Source organism: Burkholderia sp. FL-7-2-10-S1-D7 (genome assembly GCF_001524185.1).
Classification (GTDB): domain Bacteria; phylum Pseudomonadota; class Gammaproteobacteria; order Burkholderiales; family Burkholderiaceae; genus Burkholderia; species Burkholderia diffusa.
This window is the reverse complement of sequence record NZ_LOWY01000028.1, coordinates 51,778-73,175: the sequence shown is the minus strand read 5'-3', so window position 1 is coordinate 73,175 and position 21,398 is coordinate 51,778. Positions and strand designations below refer to the sequence as shown.

Below are 21,398 nucleotides of genomic sequence, written 5' to 3'. Positions count from 1 at the left end.
GCGGGCGGCATCGAGTCGCGGCGGCGGTCGTGTCGCCGTGCTGATCGAATTCTAGGCGATGGCGGCCCGGCCCGTGAGGCTCGCGAGCATCGTCGTCGGCGGACGGCGGGCGTGCTGTGGCGCGCGTTACCGCGCGCAGCGCGCGTCCTTGCGCTGCACCACGAGGATCACGGGATACTTCTGGCCGTGCTCGAGTTCCACCGGCGCGACGACCGTCAGCGTCGCCGGATCGGAATCGTCGTACACGCTGACCTGTTCGTTGCGGATATAGGTCACGCCGGTGCAGTTCGATGCGCGCCCGTCATCCGACACCTTGCACTGGATCTCGTTTTCCTTCAGGTAGTTGTACGGCGTCGGGCTCGCGAGATATTCGCGCAGGCTGCGCGGCGAGCCGCCGACACCCTTCACGTACGCGATCGCGCATGACGGCGTTTGCGCGTCGGTGCCGGAGGCGGAATCGGCGGCCGCGGCGTGCGTGCCAACGGCAGCCAGCGCGACGAGCGACGAGGCGATGAAGGACTTCATGACGTGGTTTCCCGTTTCGCGAATCGGAGCGCCGGATTGTAACGGCATCGGGCGAGATGCGTCGGCACGCGGGGCGGGCACCGTGCACGGCGCGCGTCGCACAAACAAAAACCCCGTCATTCGATGAATGGACGGGGTTTGGCGAACTTCCTGGCGGAAGCGGTGAGATTCGAACTCACGGACAGTTTCCCGTCGCCGGTTTTCAAGACCGGTGCCTTAAACCGCTCGGCCACGCTTCCACACGAGGCGGCATTGTAACCGAAATACCGCGTCGTTCCGCCTCAATCGTCGCGCAGGAACAATTCCTGCAGGTCGTTGAGGAACCGTTGACCCAGCGGCGTCGGCGCGATCTGCGCAAAATCGCGCGTGATCAGTCCGCGCTGCTCCGCATCCTTGAGTGCCGTCTCGATCGTGCCGATCGGCAAGCCCGTGCGTTCGACGAAGCTGTGCACGGGGAAGCCCTCGACGAGCCGCAGCGTGTTCAGCATGAACTCGAACGGCAGGTCGCGCGCACCGACTTCACGTTCTTCCTGCACCGGCGTGCCGGCCATCGCCTGTTCGATGAAGGTCGCCGGATGCTTGTAGCGTGCCTGCCGCAGAATCCGGTTCGGGAACGACAGCTTCGTGTGCGCGCCCGCGCCGATCCCGAGATAGTCGCCGAAGCGCCAGTAGTTCAGGTTGTGCTTGCACTGATGATTCGGCTTCGCGTAAGCGGACACTTCGTAGCGGCCGTAACCAGCCTCGGCCGTGCGCGCGTGGATCCATTCCTGCATGTCGGCCGACGCATCGTCGTCGGGCACCACGGGCGGAAACTTCGCGAACAGCGTGTTCGGTTCGAGCGTCAGGTGATACAGCGACAGATGCGGCGGCGCGAACGACAGCGCGGTCTCGATGTCGGCCCGGCATTCGTCGAGCGTCTGGTTCGGCAGCGCGAACATCAGGTCGAGGTTGAAGTTGTCGAACGTCTTCGCGGCGATCTCGACGGCCGCGCGCGCCTGCGCGGTGTCGTGAATGCGGCCGAGCGCTTTCAGATGGCCTTCGTTGAAGCTCTGGATGCCGACGGACAGGCGGTTCACGCCGCTCGCGCGGAACTGCGCGAACTTCGCGGCCTCGAACGTGCCCGGGTTCGCCTCCAGCGTGATCTCGGCGTCGGCATCGAGCGGCAGCAGCGCGCGCACGTCGGACAGCAGCCGGTCGAGGCCGGCCGCGGACAGCAGGCTCGGCGTGCCGCCGCCGATGAACACCGTATGCACCTGCCGGCCCCAGACGAGTGGCAGCGCCTGTTCGAGATCGGCGCGCAGCGCGTCGAGGTACTCGGTTTCCGGAAACCGTTCGCCCTTCCACTCGTGCGAGTTGAAATCGCAGTACGGGCACTTGCGCACGCACCACGGAAAATGCACGTACAGCGCGAGCGGCGGCAGCGACGTGAGCCGTACCTGCCCGGGCGACGCGAAGGTCGCGACGACGCGCGCGCCTGTTTCCGCCGCCTGGCTCATGCGGCCTCCAGTTGCGAATGCGTAACGAAGACGATCATGCCGGTTCCTCCGCGAGCCGCGCGAGCAGTGCCTTCAGCGCGAGCGCGCGATGGCTGTGCGTGTTCTTCACGGCCGGCTTGAGTTCGGCCGCCGTCGCGCCGAGCGACGGCAGGTGGAAATACGGGTCGTAGCCGAATCCGTGCTCGCCGCGCGGCGTGTCGACGATCTCGCCTTCCCAGCGACCTTCGGCGAACAGCGGCTCGGGATCGTCCGCGTGGCGCACCAGCGCGAGCACGCAGCAATAGTATGCGCGCCGGTCGTCGACGCCGCGCAGCTGCTCGACGAGGTACGCATTGTTCGCCGCGTCGCCCTTGTCGCCGCCCGCGCGCTGCGCGTAGCGTGCCGAATAGACGCCCGGTGCGCCGCGCAGCGCGCGCACGCACAGGCCCGAATCGTCGGCGATCGCCGGTAGGCCGGTGAGCCGCGACGCGTGCCGTGCTTTCGTCAGCGCGTTCTCGATGAACGTGCCGAACGGCTCGTCCGCCTCCGGCACGGCCAGGTCGCCCTGCGGCACGATCTCGATGCCGACCGTCGAGAACAGCGCGGTGAACTCGCGCAGCTTGCCGGCGTTGTTCGACGCGAGCACGATGCGCGACAGCGGCGCGAGGGTGCGATCGTCAGACATGGCCGGCGCCCAGCACGTCCTTCTGCAACTGCACGAGCTGGCCGATCCCGCTTTGCGCGAGGTCGAGCAGCGCGTTCATCTCGGCGCGCGAGAACGGCACGCCTTCGGCGGTGCCCTGGACTTCGACGAAGCCGCCGGCGCCCGTCATCACGACGTTCATGTCGGTGTCGCAGCGCGAATCTTCCGCGTAATCGAGATCGAGCACGGGTGCGCCTTCGTACACGCCGACCGAGATCGCGGCGACGTGGTCGGTGATCGGCGAGCGGGCGAGCTTGCCGGCCGCGATCAGCTTCGACACGGCGTCGTGCGCGGCGACGAAGGCGCCGGTGATGCTGGCCGTGCGCGTGCCGCCGTCGGCCTGGATCACGTCGCAGTCGATGTGAATCGTGCGCGGGCCGAGTGCTTCGAGATCGAACACCGCGCGCAGCGCGCGGCCGATCAGGCGCTGAATTTCCTGCGTACGGCCCGTCTGCTTGCCGCGCGCGGCTTCACGGTCGCTGCGCGTGTGCGTCGCGCGCGGCAGCATCCCGTATTCCGCCGTTAGCCAGCCCTGGCCGCGATCGCGCAGGAATTCGGGCACGCGTTCGGCGACGCTCGCGGTGCAGATCACCTTGGTATCGCCGAATTCGACGAGTACCGAGCCTTCGGCGTGTTTCGTGTAATGGCGCGTGAGGGCGACCTTGCGCAGTTCGTCGGCGCGGCGGCCGCTCGGGCGGGACAGGGAAGACGTCATGGGGAATCGTGGACGGAAGAGGAAACCCCGATTTTAGCGCCGAACGGCGGCCTTGCCCGGCGGGGTGGGGCGCAAAAATGGGATAATGCGCGCTTCCCGCCCCGCGCCTTGCAATGCGCCGGGCGCCTCGACATATTCCCGCCCGAGAAGGGCACCCAGACGGCGAGACGAACCATGATCTACAGCATGACGGGCTACGCGAGCGCGACGCGCGAACTCGCGACGGCCACCGGCAACGGCGGCACCAGCGTGTCGGTCGAACTGCGCACCGTGAACTCGCGCTTCCTCGACCTGAATTTCCGCATGCCGGACGACGTGCGCGCGTGCGAGCCCGCGCTGCGCGAAATGCTGATGAACAAGTTGTCGCGCGGCAAGGTCGACGTGCGCATCAACCTGCAGCGCGGCGAGCAGAGCATCGGTGCCGGTGCGCTGAACCAGACGGCGCTCGGCCAGCTTGCCGAGCTCGAGCGCTCGGTGCTCGATTCGTTTCCGGGTGTCGGTCGCCTGCGTGCGGGCGAGATCCTGCGCTGGCCAGGCGTGCTCGCCGAGAGCGGCGTGTCGGCGGAAGCGATCCGCGACGCGGTGCTCGCGTGCGGCAAGGAAGCGATCGGTGAACTCGTCGTCGTGCGTTCGCGCGAAGGCGCGCAGCTGGCGACGATGCTGCTGTCGAACGTCACCGAGATGGAGGCGATCGTCGCGCGCATCACGCCGCTCGTGCCGGAGCTGATCGCGAAGCATCAGCAGAAGATCGTCGAGCGGCTGCAGGAGGCGCTCGGCATCGCGGCGCCCGAAGGCAGCGCGCCGATCGTCACGCGCGAGGAAGCCGCGGAACGCATTCGTCAGGAAGTGACGATGTACGGGATCCGGATCGACATCGCGGAAGAGCTGTCGCGGCTCACCGCGCACCTGAACGAAACGCGTCACGTGATCGAGAAGGGCGGCCGCGTCGGCAAGCGTCTCGACTTCATGATGCAGGAACTGAATCGAGAAGCAAACACGCTCGGCTCGAAGGCGGCGGCGAAGGAACTGGCCGACGCATCGATGGCGCTCAAGCTGTTGATCGAGCAGATGCGTGAGCAAGTGCAAAACCTGGAGTAACGCAACATGACCCATCCCATTCACGACGGCCACGCGTCGCATGCGCTGCACGGCGGCGTCTATCCTGGCAACCTGTTCATGGTCATCGCGCCGTCGGGCGCCGGCAAGTCGACGCTCGTGAACGCGCTGCTGTCGAAGGACAGCGACATCTGCCTGTCGATTTCGTACACGACGCGCAAGCCGCGCCCGGGCGAGCAGGACGGCCAGCATTACCACTTCACGACCGTCGAGGATTTCCGCGCGCGCCACGCCGCGCACGAATTCCTCGAAAGCGCGGAAGTGCACGGCAACTACTACGGTACGTCGCGCGTCTGGATCGAGGAGCAGATGATGAGCGGCCACGACGTGCTGCTCGAGATCGACTGGCAGGGCGCGCAGCAGGTGAAGAAGCAGTTCCGCAACGCGGTCGGCATCTTCATTCTGCCGCCGTCGCTCGACGCGCTCGAGGAACGTCTGAAGAAGCGCGGCCAGGACGAGCCGAACGTGATCACGCGACGCCTGCTCGCCGCGGGCAGCGAGATGGCGCACGCGTCGGAAGCGGAATACGTCGTGATCAACGAAAATTTCGATCGTGCACTGGCCGAGCTCGAATGCATCGTCGCGGCGACGCGCCTGCGCTTTGCTTCGCAGTACGCGCGACACACGGAGCTGTTCATCGAGCTCGGCATCCATTTGCCCCACGCGGAATGACGCGGGGGTAGAGGGACATAAGGTAGAATAGGGACTATATTCAGAAGGAATTACCAACATGGCTCGCATTACCGTCGAAGACTGCCTGAAGCAAATCCCCAACCGCTTCGAACTGGCGCTCGCCGCCACTTACCGCGCGCGGCAGCTCGCGCAAGGCCATACGCCGAAGATCGAGAGCCGCGACAAGCCGACCGTCGTCGCGCTGCGCGAAATCGCTGCCGGCCAGGTCGGCGTCGAGATGCTGAAGAAGGTGCCGGTGTAACGCGCATCCGGCCCGTTCCAGCCATGTAGTCCACGCGCGCAACGACTCGACCTGGAGGCGAATATGAGCACCACCCCATCGTCCGCCTCCGCGGATTCGACCACCGAAGCCACGGCCCAGTCGCCTGCGCGCCAGTACATCGACGCGGTCCTCGAACAGTCCTTCCGGCATCTGTTCGGGCCGACCGCCACGCCGGAGCAGCCGCGCAAGCACGGCGTCGTTTCGATCGCGAAACTGACGGCCGCGCTTGCCGAGTATCTCCCTCCGGAAGAAATCAAAGAGGTCAAGGCGGCGTTCCACTTCAGTGACGAAGCCCACCTCGGTCAATATCGCCAGAGCGGCGAACCCTACATCACCCATCCCGTCGCCGTCGCGGAAATCTGTGCCGGCTGGAAGCTCGACGCGCAAGCCGTGATGGCCGCGCTCCTGCACGACGTGATGGAAGACCAGGGCGTGACCAAGAGCGAGCTGGCCGAACGGTTCGGCCCGAAGGTCGCCGAACTGGTCGACGGCCTGTCCAAGCTCGACAAGATGGAGTTCCGCAGCCGCGAGGAAGCGCAGGCGGAGAACTTTCGCAAGATGCTGCTCGCGATGGCGCGCGACGTGCGGGTCATCCTCGTCAAGCTCGCCGACCGTCTGCACAACATGCGCACGCTCGGCGCGGTGCCGATGGAAAAGCGCCGGCGCGTCGCACGCGAGACGCTCGACATCTACGCGCCGATCGCGCACCGCCTCGGGTTGAACAACACGTATCGCGAGCTGCAGGACATGAGCTTCGCGAACTTCAACCCGCATCGCTACGCGACGCTCGAGAAGGCCGTGAAGGCCGCGCGCGGCAACCGCCGCGAAGTGATCAGCAAGATCCTCGAGGCCGCTCAGCGCGCGATGAGCGACGCGAAGCTCGACGCGGAGATCACCGGCCGGGAGAAGACGATCTACAGCATCTATCGCAAGATGCGCGACAAGCAGCTGTCGTTCTCGCAGGTGCTCGACGTATACGGCTTTCGCGTCGTCGTCGAGAGTCCGCTCGACTGCTACACGTGCATCGGTGCGTTGCACGCGCTGTACAAGCCCGTGCCCGGCAAGTTCAAGGACTACATCGCGATCCCGAAGATCAACGGCTATCAGTCGCTGCACACGACGCTCGTCGGCCCGTTCGGCGCGCCGATCGAGTTCCAGGTGCGCACGCGCAAGATGCACGAGATCGCCGAGGCCGGCGTGGCCGCGCACTGGCTGTACAAGAACGGCGGCGCGGATCTGAACGACGTGCAAAAGCGCGCGCATCAGTGGCTGAAGTCGTTGCTCGACATCCAGAGCGAAGCCGGCGATTCGAGCGAATTCCTCGAACACGTGAAGATCGACCTGTTCCCGGATGCGGTCTACGTGTTCACGCCGAAGTCGAAAATCATGGCGTTGCCGCGCGGCGCGACGGCGCTCGATTTCGCGTATTCGATCCACAGCGATCTCGGCAACCAGTGCGTGGCCGTGAAGATCAACAACGAGTTGCTGCCGCTGCGCACCGAGCTGAAGAGCGGCGACATCGTCGAGGTGATCACCGCGCCGTATTCGAAGCCGAACCCCGCGTGGCTCGGTTTCGTGCGCACCGGCAAGGCGCGTTCGGCGATTCGTCACTACCTGAAGACGATGCGCCTGAACGAGTCGGTGCAGCTCGGCGAGCGGCTCGTCGACCAGAGCCTGAAGGGTTACGGGCTCGCGCTCGCCGATGTCACGCCGGAGGTGTGGGAGAAGCTCGTCCAGTGGACGGGCAACAAGAGCCGCCAGGAAATCTTCGCGGACATAGGCCTCGGCCGCCGCGTCGCCGCGGTGATGGCCAAGCGCATCGAGGTGCTGATGACCGGCCGCGATGCGGACGACGATCTGCCGAAGTCCGAGCGGCATCCCGCGCACAATGCGCCGCCGGTCGTGATTACCGGCACCGAAGGGATGTCCGTGCAACTGTCGGCGTGCTGCCGGCCGATTCCGGGCGATGCGATCATGGGTTATATCGGCATCGGCCTCGGGATGGCGATTCATACGACCGATTGCCGGGTCGCGCAGCGCATCCATCGTCGCGATCCGGGCCGCTGGATCGACGTCGAGTGGGCGCCGCAGCCAGGTCGCCTGTTCGACGTCGCGGTGAAGGCGCTGGTGAAGAACACGAAGGGCATCTTCGCGCGCGTCGCGGCGGACATCACGTCGGCCGACGCGAACATCGTTCACATCGCGATGGACGAGGATCTCACGCACGAATCGACGGTGTTGCGGTTCGTGATCCAGGTCAGCGATCGCGTGCATCTCGCGAACGTGATGCGGCGCGTGCGGACCAATCCGGACGTGATGCGGATCATGCGCGAGCGCTCGACCGACGACAGCGTGCATGCGCGTCACGACGGCGGCATGCGCATCGAGCGCGAGCGGCAGGATTACTGACGCCGCGCGGTGGTTTGCGGCGGGATGCGACGGCGGCCACGGGCCGCCGTTTTCATGTGTGCCCCGGGGCGGGCGGTGTCGTGAAGTGGCAACCCGACTCGAGCGGGCGGTGGGCGAACAGAAGAGGGGGTGGAAAAGAAAAAAGGGCCTTCCCGGAGGAAGGCCCTTCTGAGGTGGCGCGGCTGGCAGGATTCGAACCCACGACCCCTTGGTTCGTAGCCAAGTACTCTATCCAACTGAGCTACAGCCGCACGCAAAGCGGTACTACTTCAACTGTCGGAACCTTCTGCGATGGGAAGGCCCCCAAAAGGTGGCGCGGCTGGCAGGATTCGAACCCACGACCCCTTGGTTCGTAGCCAAGTACTCTATCCAACTGAGCTACAGCCGCACGCAAAAACAAAACGCTACAACATCGAACTGAAAGGGCCTTCGGTTTGGAAGGCCCTCGAAAAAGGTGGCGCGGCTGGCAGGATTCGAACCCACGACCCCTTGGTTCGTAGCCAAGTACTCTATCCAACTGAGCTACAGCCGCACGCAGAAGCGGAAGTATAGCAGGGTTGTATAAAAATGGAAGCCTTGTTCGCAAAAAATGTCACCCGATCGTGGGCGGCCACGTTCGTGTACCCTTGATGCATCAGTCATCCAAGTGTTGAATCTGCATCATGAACAAGGCGTTTGTCAAAGAGTCGGACGGCGACGACGACGATCTCGACCCGAGTCAACCCGCGATTCCTGCGGGCACGAAGAATTACATCACCCCGGCCGGCCACAAGCGGCTCAGGGACGAACTCCTGAACCTGATCGACGTCGAGCGTCCCGAGGTCGTGCGGTTGGTGTCGTGGGCCGCGTCGAACGGCGATCGATCGGAGAACGGCGACTACATCTACGGCAAGCGGCGGTTGCGCGAGATCGACCGCCGGATCCGCTTCCTGACGAAGCGGCTCGATCTCGCCGAAGTCGTCGACGCGAGCCGGCAGGAGAATGTCGACCAGGTTTTCTTCGGCGCGACCGTCGATTACGCGACGCCGGATGGCGAGGATCACACCGTCACGATCGTCGGGATCGACGAGGTCGATCTCGATCGCGGCCATGTCAGCTGGATTTCACCGGTCGCGCGCGCCCTCATCAAGGCGAAGATCGGCGACACCGTCACGCTGATGACGCCGGCTGGTCCCCAGCCGATCGACGTGCTCGACGTTCGCTATCCGGCACCGGGCAGCGCGTGAGCAGGGCGCGGCGCATTCGCGCAGCGCAGCGCTGAAACAATGAGCGCCCCGGGTGGGGCGCTTCGTCATGACGGTTCTCGCCGGGCGGGGGCCGATCGGAATGCTCAGAAGCGGTGGCGCATGCCGGCCGTGACCGCGATCTGCTTGTTCGTCGACGACGCGGTGCCGAGCCCGTTGATGTTCGCGCCGACCGCCAGGCCGTCCGTATTGACCCGCTGGTACTCGCCCTGCAGATACAGGTCGGTGCGCTTCGACAGCGCATAGTCGGCTTGCAGGTTGAACTGGTGCCAGCTGGGCGTCTGGCCGTCGAGGCGGGCGTCGGTGTACGTGTACGAACCCGCGAACGAGAATGCCGGTGTCAGCGCGTAGCGGCCATTCACTTCGTAATTGTTGAAGCGCGTGCCGCCGGTGAGCGGGATGCCGCCCGACACGCCGGACTGCCCGGCGCTGATCCCGGCCGAATCGGTCAGGCGCGTCTGCGTGAACACGAAGCCGGCCGTCGCGGGCCCGAACGTATAGTTGAGGCCTGCGCCCCAGGTGCGCTGACGGCTGGCGGCGAACGTCCAGTCGCCGGCCACCGCGCCGGGGTCGCTGGCTGCGAGCGACAGTGCGTTGATGTTGTTGTTGAGCTGCATGTACGCGGCCGCGACGTTGAAGCCCAGATAGCTGTACGACGCGCCCACGCTGTATGCGCGGTTGTTCGAGAAATCGCTGGAATTCGAGAAGCCGTACAGCGCGCCGAATTTCAGGCCGCCGTAATTGGCACTCTGATACTTGACCGAGTTGTTGATCCGGAACGAGTTGTTCAGATTGTCGTTGTCGAACGGGTGCGCGAACTGCGTGCCGCCGTATTGGGTGCCGGTCAGCGATAGCGGGCCGAGGAAATCGACGACGCTGTCGTACTGGCGGCCGAGCGTGAGCGAGCCGTAGCTCTGGTGCGCGAGGCCGACGAAAGCCTGGCGGCCGAATTCGCGGCCGTTCTGCTTGAGCGAACCGTTGTTGATGCCGAAGCCGTTTTCCAAGGTGAAGATTGCCTTCAGCCCGCCTCCGAGATCCTCGGTCCCACGCAGGCCCCAGCGGCTGCCGTTGATCGAGCCGCTCGTCTCCTGCCACGCGCTGTGACCACCCTGGTTGTTCGTATAGGTGATGCCGGCATCGATCAGGCCGTACAGCGTGACGCTGCTTTGCGCATGGGCGGCAGTGGCACACACGCCGGTCAATGCGGCGACGATCAGGGGCTTTTTCATGATCTGTCTCCAAACAGGATGGTGTCGATCGAACCTGTTGCGGGCATCGGCGGCGTCGCGGGTCGGCAACGCCGTGCGCGTTGAGCGCGGCGCCTTCATCGGAAATCCATTTGCAGTGTAAGGATGGGGCCGGGTGCAGAAGGAAATTGCTTCCGGCAATACTGTATTTTGAATCCCGCAAGAATGAGTGTATGCGCCGGGAGCCCCGGCCATCAAGACTTTGCGGCAGCGCAGCAGGCGGAGAATGTGCTCAGGACTGCATAACGGGTGTCGTGGGCGTTGCGCGATCGCGACAGGCAATCAGTGGCGGGCCGGGGCAGACGTAGCGCGATTATTGACGCATCGGCAATAGAGGTTTGTGTGTAGCATGGATAATGAAAGGATGTTCTCTCGCTATACTGCGATCTCTGCTTTCCGAAGCAGACTTTTTCGTTGACGGAAAAGATCTCCAAACCTTTGTCGGCGCGACTTCCCAGTCGCGCTTTTTTTTGCCCGTCTCCCGGATCCCTATTGCTTGTACGAGCGCCGCTTGCGCTTGCCTGTCGGCTGCGTGTCATCGGCCTCGGCCAGCGGCGGCGTGTACGTCCAGTCTTCCATCACGTAGTGACGGGCGTCCAGTGGTGAAGCCAGCAGGTTCTGCCAATGATCGCCGTGCCAAGTCGGGTCGAACTCGGTGTCGCATGGCGTTTCACGAGACTCGGCCAGCGCGCGGGACTTGCGGCGTACGCGTGCGAGCCGGCTCGCAAGGCGTTTGATTCCGTCCAGCCACATGACCTTCTCCTTCCAATGCCTTGGGCCAGCATCGCAACGTCTTCGGTTCTTTGCAATCCGGAAAAAACCCGATGATTTTACCGGTCCGATTTGTCCCCGGTAGGTTTTTCATGTTTTCGATTATGAGTGATTCGATCCCGGTAATATTGACAGGTTTTTGATGCGGATCAATTAATAAAAGACGATGGTGTACCGATTCCAGTGGTATTGACGTTTTTTTGATAAAGAAAGCACCAAAAATTCCCTTGACGCACCCGGATTGTCCAATTTATAAAGTCAGCACTCCGTCCCCGGGCGGAGCGCTGGGGGTGAGTGTCGGCGCGCCGTTGCGGGATTTCGGGAAGCGGCTATAAACAGTAGCTTTTTTGATCTAATCGAGTGGGGAACGAAGGTATGGATACCGGTATCGTAAAATGGTTTAACGATGCTAAAGGTTTCGGCTTTATTACGTCCGACAATGGTGGCGAAGATTTGTTTGCGCACTTTTCCGAAATCCGGATGGACGGCTTCAAAACGCTGAAGGAAAACCAGCGCGTTTCTTTCGATGTGAAAGTCGGGCCGAAAGGCAAGCAGGCAGCGAATATCCAGGCGGTCTGACGCGCCACGCATTGCCGATCACGTCCGGCCCCCGCATCGCGGGGGCCTTTTGCTTTTTGGGGCACGAAAACCCGTGACCGGCGAATCGAATCCGCATCGGACTGGTCGCGAACACGCCTGCCGGTGCATACTCACGGAAGCATCGTCTTTCCCGCCTTTTCATGTCCGATTTCCGTCCGTCCGATCCCGCCTGCGAACAGTCGCTCGTCTTCGTCGATCTCGAAACCACCGGGGGTTCGTCCGCCGAGCACCGTATCACTGAAATCGGCGTGGTCGAAATCGGCCCGCTGGGCGTGTCGACATGGACGACACTCGTCAATCCGGGGCAATCGATTCCGCCGTTCATCCAGCAACTGACGGGCATTTCCGATGAGATGGTGCGCGACGCGCCGTCGTTCGCGTCGCTCGCGCCCGCGCTGTTCGAGCGGCTCGACGGCAAGCTGTTCGTCGCGCACAACGCAAGCTTCGATCGGGGCTTCCTGCGTGCCGAATTCGAGCGCGCCGGCTTCGCATTCAATCCGGACGTGCTGTGCACGGTGCGGTTGTCGCGCGCGCTGTTTCCGCGGGAGGCGCGACACGGACTCGATGCGCTGATCGAGCGGCATGGCCTCGTTCCCGCCGCCCGCCACCGGGCGCTCGCGGATGCGGATCTCCTTTGGCAGTTCTGGCGGCAATTGCACGAGATCGTGCCGCTCGAGCGTCTGCGCGACCAGATTGCGCGCACGACGCGCCACTTCCGTCTCGCGGGCGGCATGACCGAAGCGTGGCTCGATACCGCGCCGGCCGGATGCGGCGCGTACGCGCTGTTCGGGGAGGGCGACGAAGCGCTGTACGTTGGCCGCAGCGTGCGCGTGCGGCAGCGCTTGCGCGCGCTGCTGACCGGCGAGCGGCGTTCGTCGAAGGAAATGCGGATTGCGCAACAGGTGCGGCGCGTCGAATGGCGGGAGACCGGCAACGAACTCGGCGCAATGCTTGCGGAAGCGCAGTGGATCGCTCGCCTGCGTCCGTCATACAACCGGCGTCCCGCGGCCGAAAGCGCCCGTGCCGGCAATGTGCCCTGGCCGTTCGACGGCCCGGTCGCGTTCGAGGCGAGCGGCGAGCGCCGCCTGTTTCACGTGATCGACGGCTGGCGCTACCTCGGTGTGGCCGAATCGCTCGATGCGGCCGCGCGGCTCGCGGCCGACGGTGCGGACGGTGCGGTCGAGCCGCATACCCATCGCCTGCTGCAGACGCATCTCGCGCGCGGCTTGCAACTGATTCCGATAGCGGCGCTCACGCCTGCCGACTGATGAGCGCCGCCGGCTGCAGCGCGCCATGGCCGCGTGCCATCAGCCGATCGCGCTGGCGCCGCCGGCCGAGCAGACGTGCGACAGCGCGAGGCCGAGTGCCCGCGTCTGGGTGGGGTCGTAGCGCGTCAGCGTCTTCCAGTTCGCGATGCTGCGCGCGAGCCGCGCCTGGCAATCGGGTGCGTCGCGCAGCGGTGCGACTTGCGCGAGGCCGGCCAGCATCTTTTGCGTGAGCTGGTCGAGCGCCGGCCGCGTGCTGGTCGCGAGGTCGGGCGGCGAGCCTTCCGGCGGCCGCGTCGCGCGCCACGTTGCAAAGAGCGCGTTCTGCACGTCCTTGCTCGCGGCGATCTGATCCTCGAAGAACGTGCGTGCGAACGCGGGATCCACGCCGGACTGTGCGGCACGCTTTTCCACCGATGCGAGCAGGGCCGCTTCGCGCGGCCGGTCCTCGATCGCCTTGTGGTTCGCCCATTTCCATCGCGCGACGGGTTCGGCAAGTGCGAGCCGCTGCGAGGCGAGCGCGACGAGATTGGTGAGCGCGGTGTCGTCGCCGTCCGCGCGTGCGATGTGCGGTGACGAGAAAAAGGCGACGCCGAGCGCGGCGACAGCGACGCTGGCACGAATGGCTTGTTTCATCGGAACGATCGGGAGAGCCGGGCGGGCCGGAGGTGGAAAACCAGAAGAATAGACGAAGACAGTCGCGCGGCGGAACGACGCGACAGAAGAATCAGCGGACGCGCTGATCCGGCACCGTCAGGCCGTTGCAGCCCGGGTGCGAAGCGATCTGCGCCGAAAACGCAGCGATGTACCGCACGATATCGATCGACACGTGGCGGTTACAGAACGGAACGTAGGTTCACTTCGGCGAGTACAGCTTGTGCTGCTCGTCGAAGAATGCCCGGACATGCTCGGGCAACTCGGCGAGGAATTCCACGCCGACGGGTTCCGGATCCGGGCTCATCACTTGCTCGGGCGGGGGCATGCGGGTTGGTCTTTCGTCCATGGTCATTTCTCCAGCAGGTTCAATGATTATCAACCTCGCGCTTGGATTTATGCCAGTGGCGAATCGTTAGATTTTGTCTCTGTTGTATTAACGGCACATGCGCAGCTGCGCACTGTGCGATTCCGACTATTGCACCTCGCACGTCGGCAACAATCGGGCCGCTTGTTATACTTGCGCGCTCTTTTTCCTGGACCGCGATGAAACGAACGACGCGATGGATCGGCCTCGTATGGTTGGCGCTCGTACTGAACGTACTGTCGCCCGTCATCGGCTACGCGCGTCTCGCATCGAGCGGTTCCGGCGAGCTCACGCTCGAATTGTGCAGTGCGGCAGGCGTACGCCACATCGCCTTCGCGCAGTCGGGCGACGACCGCGGCACATCGTCGTTCGACCATGCCGGCGTGCCGCACTGCGTGTACTGTCCCGGCTTCGCGGCGAACGTGGCGCTCGGCACGAGCCTGCCTGCGTTGCCGGGCTTCGTGCGCGCATTCGCGTACCGGGCGGCCGCCCCGGCCGTTCCCGTTTTTCCCCGCAAGGGCATCCGTCTCGCGCAGCCGCGCGGTCCGCCTGAAAACGTCCCGATCTGATTGATTTCGTACGCGCGCTCCGGTGGCGCGCGTGCCGCCCGCGGCCCGGTCCGCGCGCCGCGCCATGTGCGCCCGGCGCGTCGGCTCGCGCCCGGCGGCGTCTGGTCACGTTTTCAGGAATTCATCCATGTCGTTCACCTTCCCCGCGCGGTCGTCGCGCGGCCGGCTCGCGCTCGCCTGCGCGGCCGCTTTTGTCTGGCCTGCCGCGCAGGCCGCCACGATCGATGGCGCATCCGCCGACCCCGCGCCCGGCGGTCTGGGCAACCCGGCCGGCCGTGCCGCACCGGTTGCCGCGCTCGCGCCGACGGGCGACACGCTGACCGCCGTCAGCGTCTCCGCCCGGCGGCAACCCGTCGATCCCGATACGCCGGCCGTCGTCGAGTCGATCACGCGCGAGCAGATCGACGCGCACACCAACGTCACCACCGAGGACGCGCTGAAGTACGCGCCCAACCTGATGGTTCGCAAGCGCTACATCGGCGACCGCAACAGCGTGTTCGCCGGCCGCGACTTCAACGAGTTGCAGAGCGCGCGCGGGCTCGTCTACGCCGACGGCCTGCTGCTGTCGAACCTGCTCGGTTCGAGCTATGCGTATCCGCCGCGCTGGTCGCTGATCGCGCCCGACGATATCGCGCGCGTCGACGTGCTGTATGGTCCCTTTTCCGCGCTGTATCCCGGCAACGCGATCGGCTCGACCGTGCTGCTGACGACGCGGCGCCCCGACGCGCTCGAGGCGTCGCTGTCGACGCAGTTCTTCACGCAGCGCTATCACGACGGTTACGGGTTCGCGGACAGCTTCGGCGGCAATCACCAGACCGCGCGGATCGCGAACCGCGTCGGCAAGTTCTGGTTTTCGCTGTCGCTTGACCGGCTGGAGAACGACGGCCAGCCGATGCAGTATGCGAGCCCCAATTCAGCCTACAACCCGAAGCTCGGCACTGCGGTGCCCGTGACGGGGGCGGCTACCGACATCGGGCCGAACGGCAAGCCGCGCACGATCGTCGGCGCGCAGACCATCGAGCGGACCGAGCAGCTTAACGAGACGGTCCGGATGGGCTACGCGTTCACGGACCACGTCGACGCGACGCTGACGCTCGGGCACTGGGAAAACCATTACCGGCAGCACGGCGAAACCTTCCTGCGCGATGTGGCCGGCAATCCCGTCTACGGTGGCAACGTGTCGATTGGCGGCCAGAACATGACCGTCGCGCAGAGCGCGTTCGCGCCGCAGCGCGGCGACCAGGAGAACTGGTTGTACGCGCTCGGCCTGAACGGGCGGCTCGATTCGGGCTGGCGGCTGTCGGGCGTGGTGTCGGCGTACGACGTATCGCGCGACGTGCTGCGCGCGGCGTCGACCGTGCAGGGCGGGGCGGGTACGCTGTTCCAGGGCGACGGCACGGGCTGGCGCACGTTCGACCTGAAGGCCGAGGCGCCGGAAGTGAAGGGCCACGCGTTCACGTTCGGCTATCACTACGACAACTATTTCCTGCGCAACGTCACGTACAACACGGCCGACTGGCTGGCCGGGCCGACTACGTCGCTCGCGAGCGTCTACCGGGGCGACACGCGCACGCAGGCGCTGTTCGCGCAGGACGCGTGGCGTTTCGCACCCAACTGGCTCGCGACCCTCGGCCTGCGCTACGAGCGCTGGGATGCGTACGGCGGCGCGCTTGGCAACGCCAACGGCATGCTCGGCTACGCGGACCGCAACGCGAATGCGCTGTCGCCAAAAGTCGCGCTGCAATGGGACGCGACGGACGTCTGGCGCTTCCGGGTGTCGTTCGCGACCGGCACGCGCTTCCCGACGGTCGGCGAACTGTTCCAGGGCACGATCTCGAACAACGCGATCGTCAACAACAACCCGAACCTGCGGCCGGAAAAGGCGATCGACTGGGACTTCACGGCCGAGCGCGACGTGGGTGTCGGCGTCGTGCGCGCGAGCGTGTTCCAGAGCGACCTGCGCGATTCGATCTACAGCCAGACGACGGTGTCGGGCGCGTCGACCGTCACCAACATCTCGAACGTCGATCGCGTGCGCGTACGTGGCGTCGAACTCGCATTCAGCGGCCAGAGCGTCGGGCTGCGCGGGCTCGACATCGACGCGAACGTGTCGGCGAGCAATGCGCAGATTCTGGCCGACGCCGCGAATCCGGCTTACGTCGGTTCGCGCTTTCCGCGCATCCCGCGCATGCGCGCGAACCTGCTCGCGTCGTACCGCTTCGACGAACACTGGCTCGCGAGCGTCGGCGTCCGCTACTCGGGCCGCCAGTTCAATACGCTCGACAACAGCGACGTCAATCCGGACGTCTACGGCGGCACGAGCATCTTCACGGTCGTCGACCTGAAGGCACGCTACCGCTTCGACCGTCACTGGGTCGCGTCGGTCGGCATCGACAACCTGACTGACCGCCGCTACTACGTGTTCCACCCGTATCCGGGCCGCACTTTCTTTGGAGAACTGAAATGGTCGCTGTGAAATCGGTCGCGGCAGGCTGCGCGCTGTGGCTCGCGGCGCTTTCGCCCGCAGGTGCGCACGACGCGCCGAACGCCGTCGATCCGCACGCGGCGCACATGAGCATGCCGGCCGCGCCGGCACAGCAGAAGCAGCCGCTCGCGACCGGCGCCGCATTCGACGTGCGGCACCGGCTGTGGGTCGCGTGGGTCGAAGGCGCGCACGTCGTCGTCGCGCACTCGGACGACGCGGGCCGCACGCTGTCCGCACCCGCGACCGTCAACGCGATGTCCGAGCCGATCTATACGAGTGCGGAGAATCGCCCGAAGATCGCGACGAGCCCGGACGGTCGCGCGGTGTACGTGTCGTGGTCGATGCCGCTCGATGCGCCGTACACCGGCATGGTGCGCTTTTCGCGTTCGCTCGACGGCGGCGCGACGTGGAGCGTGCCCGTCACCGTGCATCGCGACCGGCAGGCGATCACGCACCGCTTCGACATGATGGCGGTCGATCCGGCCGGCAACATCGCGATCGCGTGGATCGACAAGCGCGATCTCGTCGAGGTGAAGGCGGCGGGGCGGGCGTACGACGGCGCGGCCGTCTATTACGCCGTATCGCGCGACGGCGGCGCGTCGTTCGAGCCCGAGCGCAAGGTGACCGATCACACGTGCGAATGCTGCCGCATCGCGATGGCGATCGATCCGGCCGGACATGTCGAAGCCGTGTGGCGCAACGTGTTCCCGGGGCAGATCCGCGACCATGCGCTCGCGGTGCTGCCCATGTCGGCGTCGGAGCCCGTCGTGCCCGTGCGCGCGACGTTCTCGAACTGGCACGTCGAGGCGTGCCCCGACCACGGGCCGGCGCTTGCGATCACGCCGGACGGTACGCGCCACATCGCGTGGTTCGGCGTCGTCGACGGCCGCGCCGACGTGTTCTACTCGCGCATCGGCGCCGATGGCAGGCCGCTCGGCACGCCCTGGGCGTTCGGCGCGAATCCGGCGGTACCGGCCGAGCAGGCATCGCATGCGGCGCTCGTCGCGCGCGGTGATGTCGTCTGGCTCGCATGGAAGGCGTTCGACGGCGACACGATGGAGATCAAGTTGCGCCGCTCGGACGATCGCGGCGAGCACTGGTCGGCGCCGCGCGTGATCGCGTCGACCTCGGGTGCGAGCGATAACCCGCAACTGCTCGACGATGCAGGGCGCATCTACCTGTCGTGGCGTACGCGTAACGACGGCTATCGACTGATTCCCGTGGAGGGGGCGCAATGAAACGGCTGATGGTGTCGATCGGCGCCGTGCTTGCGAGCCTGCCCGCATGGGCCGGTGACCTGCAGCCGCTGCGCGCGGCCGAGGTCGCGAAGTTGTACGCGACGGCGCTCGAACGGCCGCTCGCAGTCGAGATCTGGTCGCTCGATTGCGGCTACTGCCGCGAGAACGCCGCGCATCTGGTCGCGTGGCAGCGCCGGCATCCGGACGTGCGCCTCGCGATGGTCTCGATGGACGCGTACGACGACAACGGTGCGGCGATCGCGCAGGCGCTCGCGCAAATGAACCTGCCGCCGCAGGTCGCGCAGTATGCGAACGCGGAGCCGATGCCCGAGCGTCTGCGGGTGGCACTCGATGCGGGATGGCGGGGAGAAATGCCGCGTACCGTGTGGATCGGCCGCGATGGCGCACGCGAGGCGCGCAGCGGATTGCTGACGACCGACGTGCTCGACGGCTGGTTTCGGCGCGGCAAGCGCCAGTGAAACCGGAAGGCGGCGCGCGGGCAATGCCGCGCGCCGCTTCGATACAAATACGAAACGCAAGCGCGCCCGAAGGCGCGCGAGAAGATCGTCAGGCCGCGCGCCTGAACAGACGGATCACGAACAGCAGGATCACGGCGCCGATGACCGCGACGATCACCGAGCCGATGAAGCCGCTGCCGAGGCTGATGCCGAGCACCCCGGCCAGCCAACCGCCGATCACCGCGCCGACGATCCCGACGATGATATCGACGATCAGGCCGAACCCGCCGCCCTTGACGAGCAGGCCCGCCAGCCAGCCGGCGATCGCGCCGATGATGAGCCACATAATCAAGCCATGAGTCATGGTGATCCTCTCCTAGAGTTGAGTCGAAATGACCGGACGTCGGCTGTTTCGCCGCAAGCTGCATGAAGGCGGCATGCGACCCGCCGCGCCGCCCACGCAATGTAACGCGATAGACGGGTCGGAATCGTTAAGTAATGTTATGCACCCTTATCGGGATTTTCCAGGGAATTCGTCTGTCCACGAAATGAATTTGTAAGAAATGGATGGTGGCACGCAAGCGGTGCGTCATGTGTCACATCGTCCATGCGTCGGCGCCGGTGCGCCCGTGTCGGGCAGGCCGTCGCCGGCGTCCGCGATCAGTCGGGTGACAGTCGCCGCGTCGCCGATCGCCTCGATCGCCAGCAGCGCGAAGCGGGCGAGAAAGAGCGACGCGTCGGTTTCGCCGATGCGGGTCATCGTGCGGCACAGGTTGGTGTAGAGGATGTCGCGTTCGGTGTCGGTCATCATGCGTTCTCCTGAGGATCGGCTGACGTGTGCGGGTGAAGCGCGCGTTCGAGTGCGGCGCTCAGGTCGGTGGTGCGCGCATCGTGCCAGCGGCCGAGCACGTGTCCGTCCGGACGCACGAAATAGACGGTGCCGTCGCGCGCGCCGTACAGGTCGAACAGCCGGCCGTCGACGTCGTAGCCGCCGCGTCCCGGGTGTTGCGGTGCCGCGTGCCGCGCGAGCGTGACGAGCGCGAACGGGATGCCGGTGTCGTGCAGGCGTCGTTCGAGATCGGCGAACGACGGATCGGGCGCGCCGTCGCGTGTAAAGCGGAACGCGGTGAAGCGCGCGCCGACGAGATCGGTCAGGTGGCCGCGACGCGCGCCATTGTCGTTGCCGATGCCGCTCGACGTCTGCAGCATCAGCGGGCATTCGGCGAGTACCATGCCGGGCGCCGGCCCAGCCGAGAACGCATCGCGTTCGGCCGCATTGAGCGGCGACGCCGTGTAAGCGATGGCCGATGTCTGACGCGGATTGATCAGCGAACGCAACGCCGGATGCCGGACCGCGAGCGTCAGCACGGCCTTGCGCATCAGGTCGAACGCAAACGACGGCGGCGCCATGAACTCGGTGCTCTTGGTGCCGTAGCGCAGGTTCTCGTGCGTCGCGAACACGCGCTCGTCCGAATAGCTGTCGAGCAGTGCGTCCGACGCGAGGCCGCGAATCACGTACGCCAGTTTCCACGCGACATTGTCGGCGTCGTCGATGCCCGAGTTCGCGCCGCGCACGCCGAAGATCGGCACGAGGTGCGCGGCGTCGCCACAGAACAGCACACGGCCGTGCCGGTAGCGTTCGAGCGTCAGCGCGTTCGCCTTGTAGATCGTGATCCAGATCGGCGACCAGTCGCCGCGCTCGCCCATCATGTCGAGCAGGCTCTGTACACGCGGGATCACGTTTTCGGGTTTGACGGCCGCTTCGGGATCCTCATCGTCGCGCAGCTGGTAGTCGATCCGCCACACGTTGTCGGGCTGTTTGTGGACGAGCACTGTCGAGCCCGGGTTCGACGCCGGGTCGAAGTAGGCGAGCCGCTCGGTCGGCCGATCGCTGTCGAGCGCGATGTCGACGATCACGTAACGGCCTTCGTAGCTGGTGCCGTGGAGCGACAGGCCGAGCGCATCGCGCATCGTGCTGCGCCCGCCGTCGCTCGCGACGGCCCAGTCGGCATCGAGTGCGTAGCCGCCGAGTGGCGTATCGACGTCGAGACGCACGCCGTCCGGGCGCCGCGTGACGCTGGCGACCTTCGTCTGCCAGCGGATTTCGATGAGCTCGGGGCGGCGCAGCGCGGCATCGAGCAGGAACTGCTCGATGTGATACTGCGCGAGGTTCACCATCGGCGGCAGCTTCTGGTTTTCGTCCTGCGGCATCGTGAAATGCAGCACTTCTTCGTGACGATGGAAGCTGCGTCCGCCGCTCCACGGCAGTCCGACGCTGAGGAAACCGCCGAGTGCGCCGAGCCGCTCGATGATCTCGAGGCTGCGTCGCGAGATGCAGATCGCGCGGCTGCCGTGACAGACCGAATCGTCGGCTTCGAGCAGCACGCAGCGGATGCCGTGATTGGCGAGGCCGAGCGCGACCGCGAGGCCGACCGGCCCGCCACCGACGATCGCGACGCGGTGCCGCTGCATGTCGACGCCGTCGCTGCAGGTCGGCAGGTGCGCGGGATGGCGCGCGGCGACGAACGGATATGGCTTGAATTCGATGCCCATCGTTGGCTTCCAGGTTGCACTGTTCGAATGCGCACGCTCGATGACGCGA

At 65.7% G+C, this 21,398-nt stretch carries 22 protein-coding genes and 4 tRNA genes; 11 read left to right on the top strand and 15 right to left on the bottom strand.

Annotation, left to right across the window (positions count from 1 at the left end; genetic code table 11):
• Positions 1 to 126 precede the first annotated feature (126 nt).
• The 5 genes from WS75_RS12740 to rph all read right to left on the bottom strand — a co-directional run bounded on the left by WS75_RS12740 (position 127) and on the right by rph (position 3,418).
• The gene (locus tag WS75_RS12740; RefSeq protein ID WP_059605435.1) at positions 127 to 525 is read right to left on the bottom strand and encodes a hypothetical protein; all 399 of its coding nucleotides are present in this window, start codon (positions 523 to 525) and stop codon (positions 127 to 129) included.
• Positions 526 to 676: 151 nt separating this feature from the next.
• A tRNA-Ser gene (locus tag WS75_RS12735) sits at positions 677 to 764 on the bottom strand.
• 42 nt (positions 765 to 806) lie between these two features.
• Positions 807 to 2,021 (bottom strand): radical SAM family heme chaperone HemW, encoded by a 1,215-nt coding sequence (hemW, locus tag WS75_RS12730; protein WP_059680773.1) that lies wholly within the window; start codon positions 2,019 to 2,021, stop codon positions 807 to 809.
• Positions 2,022 to 2,055: 34 nt separating this feature from the next.
• Positions 2,056 to 2,685 carry an RdgB/HAM1 family non-canonical purine NTP pyrophosphatase gene (rdgB, locus tag WS75_RS12725; protein WP_059680772.1) on the bottom strand — a complete coding sequence of 210 codons (630 nt, stop codon included), beginning with the start codon at positions 2,683 to 2,685 and terminating at the stop codon, positions 2,056 to 2,058.
• Positions 2,678 to 3,418 (bottom strand): ribonuclease PH, encoded by a 741-nt coding sequence (rph, locus tag WS75_RS12720; protein WP_059530129.1) that lies wholly within the window; start codon positions 3,416 to 3,418, stop codon positions 2,678 to 2,680. Before rph ends, rdgB begins: the two co-directional genes overlap by 8 nt.
• 174 nt (positions 3,419 to 3,592) lie before the next feature.
• Here rph and WS75_RS12715 point away from each other — a divergent pair, with 174 nt between their 5' ends.
• From WS75_RS12715 to WS75_RS12700, 4 genes are all read left to right on the top strand, one after another.
• A complete protein-coding gene (locus WS75_RS12715; RefSeq protein WP_059598967.1) occupies positions 3,593 to 4,516 on the top strand; it encodes a YicC/YloC family endoribonuclease in 924 nt (307 codons plus the stop codon).
• A gap of 6 nt (positions 4,517 to 4,522) precedes the next feature.
• Complete coding sequence (gene gmk / locus WS75_RS12710; protein WP_059680771.1) at positions 4,523 to 5,206, top strand: guanylate kinase; 684 nt, start codon at positions 4,523 to 4,525, stop codon at positions 5,204 to 5,206.
• A gap of 58 nt (positions 5,207 to 5,264) precedes the next feature.
• Complete coding sequence (rpoZ, locus tag WS75_RS12705) at positions 5,265 to 5,468, top strand: DNA-directed RNA polymerase subunit omega (RefSeq protein ID WP_006025620.1); 204 nt, start codon at positions 5,265 to 5,267, stop codon at positions 5,466 to 5,468.
• 63 nt (positions 5,469 to 5,531) lie between these two features.
• Positions 5,532 to 7,898: a RelA/SpoT family protein gene (locus WS75_RS12700; RefSeq protein WP_059598969.1), complete on the top strand. Its 2,367-nt coding sequence runs from the start codon at positions 5,532 to 5,534 to the stop codon at positions 7,896 to 7,898.
• A 174-nt stretch (positions 7,899 to 8,072) separates the two neighbouring features.
• On the opposite strand, the gene WS75_RS12695 is transcribed toward WS75_RS12700, so the two are convergent.
• The 3 genes from WS75_RS12695 to WS75_RS12685 all read right to left on the bottom strand — a co-directional run bounded on the left by WS75_RS12695 (position 8,073) and on the right by WS75_RS12685 (position 8,430).
• Positions 8,073 to 8,149 (bottom strand) — tRNA-Arg (locus WS75_RS12695).
• A gap of 60 nt (positions 8,150 to 8,209) precedes the next feature.
• Positions 8,210 to 8,286 (bottom strand) — tRNA-Arg (locus WS75_RS12690).
• Positions 8,287 to 8,353: 67 nt separating this feature from the next.
• A tRNA-Arg gene (locus tag WS75_RS12685) sits at positions 8,354 to 8,430 on the bottom strand.
• 130 nt (positions 8,431 to 8,560) lie between these two features.
• Here WS75_RS12685 and greB point away from each other — a divergent pair.
• Positions 8,561 to 9,124 carry a transcription elongation factor GreB gene (greB, locus tag WS75_RS12680; protein WP_059680770.1) on the top strand — a complete coding sequence of 188 codons (564 nt, stop codon included), beginning with the start codon at positions 8,561 to 8,563 and terminating at the stop codon, positions 9,122 to 9,124.
• A gap of 104 nt (positions 9,125 to 9,228) precedes the next feature.
• Here greB and WS75_RS12675 read toward each other — a convergent pair whose 3' ends face one another.
• Both WS75_RS12675 and WS75_RS12670 read right to left on the bottom strand, forming a co-directional pair.
• A complete protein-coding gene (locus WS75_RS12675) occupies positions 9,229 to 10,371 on the bottom strand; it encodes a porin (protein ID WP_059680769.1) in 1,143 nt (380 codons plus the stop codon).
• A gap of 507 nt (positions 10,372 to 10,878) precedes the next feature.
• Positions 10,879 to 11,142 carry a hypothetical protein gene (locus tag WS75_RS12670; RefSeq protein WP_059680768.1) on the bottom strand — a complete coding sequence of 88 codons (264 nt, stop codon included), beginning with the start codon at positions 11,140 to 11,142 and terminating at the stop codon, positions 10,879 to 10,881.
• A gap of 393 nt (positions 11,143 to 11,535) precedes the next feature.
• Between WS75_RS12670 and WS75_RS12665 the strand changes: the two genes are divergently transcribed.
• Complete coding sequence (locus tag WS75_RS12665) at positions 11,536 to 11,739, top strand: cold-shock protein (protein ID WP_006476615.1); 204 nt, start codon at positions 11,536 to 11,538, stop codon at positions 11,737 to 11,739.
• Positions 11,740 to 11,900: 161 nt separating this feature from the next.
• The gene (locus tag WS75_RS12660; protein ID WP_059680767.1) at positions 11,901 to 13,028 is read left to right on the top strand and encodes an exonuclease domain-containing protein; all 1,128 of its coding nucleotides are present in this window, start codon (positions 11,901 to 11,903) and stop codon (positions 13,026 to 13,028) included.
• Positions 13,029 to 13,067: 39 nt separating this feature from the next.
• Here WS75_RS12660 and WS75_RS12655 read toward each other — a convergent pair whose 3' ends face one another.
• Together WS75_RS12655 and WS75_RS34095 are read right to left on the bottom strand one after the other, a co-directional pair.
• The gene (locus tag WS75_RS12655; RefSeq protein WP_059680766.1) at positions 13,068 to 13,661 is read right to left on the bottom strand and encodes a chorismate mutase; all 594 of its coding nucleotides are present in this window, start codon (positions 13,659 to 13,661) and stop codon (positions 13,068 to 13,070) included.
• A gap of 220 nt (positions 13,662 to 13,881) precedes the next feature.
• Positions 13,882 to 14,028, bottom strand: a complete 147-nt coding sequence (locus tag WS75_RS34095) for a hypothetical protein (protein WP_009690993.1) — start codon at positions 14,026 to 14,028, stop codon at positions 13,882 to 13,884.
• Between the two features lie 197 nt (positions 14,029 to 14,225).
• Here WS75_RS34095 and WS75_RS12650 point away from each other — a divergent pair, with 197 nt between their 5' ends.
• The 4 genes from WS75_RS12650 (at position 14,226) to WS75_RS12635 (ending at position 18,817) form a co-directional block, all read left to right on the top strand.
• Positions 14,226 to 14,615, top strand: coding sequence for a DUF2946 domain-containing protein (locus WS75_RS12650; protein WP_059680765.1), 390 nt, complete (start codon positions 14,226 to 14,228; stop codon positions 14,613 to 14,615).
• A 127-nt stretch (positions 14,616 to 14,742) separates the two neighbouring features.
• A complete protein-coding gene (locus WS75_RS12645; RefSeq protein ID WP_059680764.1) occupies positions 14,743 to 17,091 on the top strand; it encodes a TonB-dependent receptor in 2,349 nt (782 codons plus the stop codon).
• Positions 17,079 to 18,338 (top strand): sialidase family protein, encoded by a 1,260-nt coding sequence (locus WS75_RS12640; protein WP_059680763.1) that lies wholly within the window; start codon positions 17,079 to 17,081, stop codon positions 18,336 to 18,338. The genes WS75_RS12645 and WS75_RS12640 overlap by 13 nt, the downstream gene beginning before the upstream one ends.
• Complete coding sequence (locus WS75_RS12635; protein ID WP_059680762.1) at positions 18,335 to 18,817, top strand: TlpA disulfide reductase family protein; 483 nt, start codon at positions 18,335 to 18,337, stop codon at positions 18,815 to 18,817. Before WS75_RS12640 ends, WS75_RS12635 begins: the two co-directional genes overlap by 4 nt.
• A gap of 88 nt (positions 18,818 to 18,905) precedes the next feature.
• Here the strand turns inward: WS75_RS12635 and WS75_RS12630 are convergent, their stop codons facing one another.
• From WS75_RS12630 to WS75_RS12620, 3 genes are all read right to left on the bottom strand, one after another.
• Positions 18,906 to 19,160 (bottom strand): GlsB/YeaQ/YmgE family stress response membrane protein, encoded by a 255-nt coding sequence (locus WS75_RS12630; protein WP_059530096.1) that lies wholly within the window; start codon positions 19,158 to 19,160, stop codon positions 18,906 to 18,908.
• A gap of 225 nt (positions 19,161 to 19,385) precedes the next feature.
• On the bottom strand, positions 19,386 to 19,607 hold the full coding sequence (locus WS75_RS12625; protein WP_059680761.1) for a hypothetical protein: 222 nt from the start codon (positions 19,605 to 19,607) through the stop codon (positions 19,386 to 19,388).
• The gene (locus WS75_RS12620; protein WP_059680760.1) at positions 19,604 to 21,349 is read right to left on the bottom strand and encodes an FAD-dependent oxidoreductase; all 1,746 of its coding nucleotides are present in this window, start codon (positions 21,347 to 21,349) and stop codon (positions 19,604 to 19,606) included. Before WS75_RS12620 ends, WS75_RS12625 begins: the two co-directional genes overlap by 4 nt.
• Positions 21,350 to 21,398: the final 49 nt, after the last annotated feature.

What these genes read in the sequence shown, in the direction of transcription:
- rdgB (WP_059680772.1), bottom strand. Translation starts at nt 2,685, where the DNA reads ATGTCTGACGATCGCACCCTCGCGCCGCTGTCGCGCATCGTGCTCGCG.
- WS75_RS12635 (WP_059680762.1), top strand. Translation starts at nt 18,335, where the DNA reads ATGAAACGGCTGATGGTGTCGATCGGCGCCGTGCTTGCGAGCCTGCCC.
- WS75_RS12740 (WP_059605435.1), bottom strand. Translation starts at nt 525, where the DNA reads ATGAAGTCCTTCATCGCCTCGTCGCTCGTCGCGCTGGCTGCCGTTGGC.
- WS75_RS12675 (WP_059680769.1), bottom strand. Translation starts at nt 10,371, where the DNA reads ATGAAAAAGCCCCTGATCGTCGCCGCATTGACCGGCGTGTGTGCCACT.
- rph (WP_059530129.1), bottom strand. Translation starts at nt 3,418, where the DNA reads ATGACGTCTTCCCTGTCCCGCCCGAGCGGCCGCCGCGCCGACGAACTG.
- WS75_RS12665 (WP_006476615.1), top strand. Translation starts at nt 11,536, where the DNA reads ATGGATACCGGTATCGTAAAATGGTTTAACGATGCTAAAGGTTTCGGC.
- WS75_RS12655 (WP_059680766.1), bottom strand. Translation starts at nt 13,661, where the DNA reads ATGAAACAAGCCATTCGTGCCAGCGTCGCTGTCGCCGCGCTCGGCGTC.
- WS75_RS12670 (WP_059680768.1), bottom strand. Translation starts at nt 11,142, where the DNA reads ATGTGGCTGGACGGAATCAAACGCCTTGCGAGCCGGCTCGCACGCGTA.
- WS75_RS12640 (WP_059680763.1), top strand. Translation starts at nt 17,079, where the DNA reads ATGGTCGCTGTGAAATCGGTCGCGGCAGGCTGCGCGCTGTGGCTCGCG.
- WS75_RS12660 (WP_059680767.1), top strand. Translation starts at nt 11,901, where the DNA reads ATGTCCGATTTCCGTCCGTCCGATCCCGCCTGCGAACAGTCGCTCGTC.
- WS75_RS12650 (WP_059680765.1), top strand. Translation starts at nt 14,226, where the DNA reads ATGAAACGAACGACGCGATGGATCGGCCTCGTATGGTTGGCGCTCGTA.
- WS75_RS12715 (WP_059598967.1), top strand. Translation starts at nt 3,593, where the DNA reads ATGATCTACAGCATGACGGGCTACGCGAGCGCGACGCGCGAACTCGCG.
- WS75_RS12630 (WP_059530096.1), bottom strand. Translation starts at nt 19,160, where the DNA reads ATGACTCATGGCTTGATTATGTGGCTCATCATCGGCGCGATCGCCGGC.
- gmk (WP_059680771.1), top strand. Translation starts at nt 4,523, where the DNA reads ATGACCCATCCCATTCACGACGGCCACGCGTCGCATGCGCTGCACGGC.
- WS75_RS12620 (WP_059680760.1), bottom strand. Translation starts at nt 21,349, where the DNA reads ATGGGCATCGAATTCAAGCCATATCCGTTCGTCGCCGCGCGCCATCCC.
- WS75_RS12625 (WP_059680761.1), bottom strand. Translation starts at nt 19,607, where the DNA reads ATGATGACCGACACCGAACGCGACATCCTCTACACCAACCTGTGCCGC.
- rpoZ (WP_006025620.1), top strand. Translation starts at nt 5,265, where the DNA reads ATGGCTCGCATTACCGTCGAAGACTGCCTGAAGCAAATCCCCAACCGC.
- hemW (WP_059680773.1), bottom strand. Translation starts at nt 2,021, where the DNA reads ATGAGCCAGGCGGCGGAAACAGGCGCGCGCGTCGTCGCGACCTTCGCG.
- WS75_RS12645 (WP_059680764.1), top strand. Translation starts at nt 14,743, where the DNA reads ATGTCGTTCACCTTCCCCGCGCGGTCGTCGCGCGGCCGGCTCGCGCTC.
- WS75_RS12700 (WP_059598969.1), top strand. Translation starts at nt 5,532, where the DNA reads ATGAGCACCACCCCATCGTCCGCCTCCGCGGATTCGACCACCGAAGCC.
- WS75_RS34095 (WP_009690993.1), bottom strand. Translation starts at nt 14,028, where the DNA reads ATGGACGAAAGACCAACCCGCATGCCCCCGCCCGAGCAAGTGATGAGC.
- greB (WP_059680770.1), top strand. Translation starts at nt 8,561, where the DNA reads ATGAACAAGGCGTTTGTCAAAGAGTCGGACGGCGACGACGACGATCTC.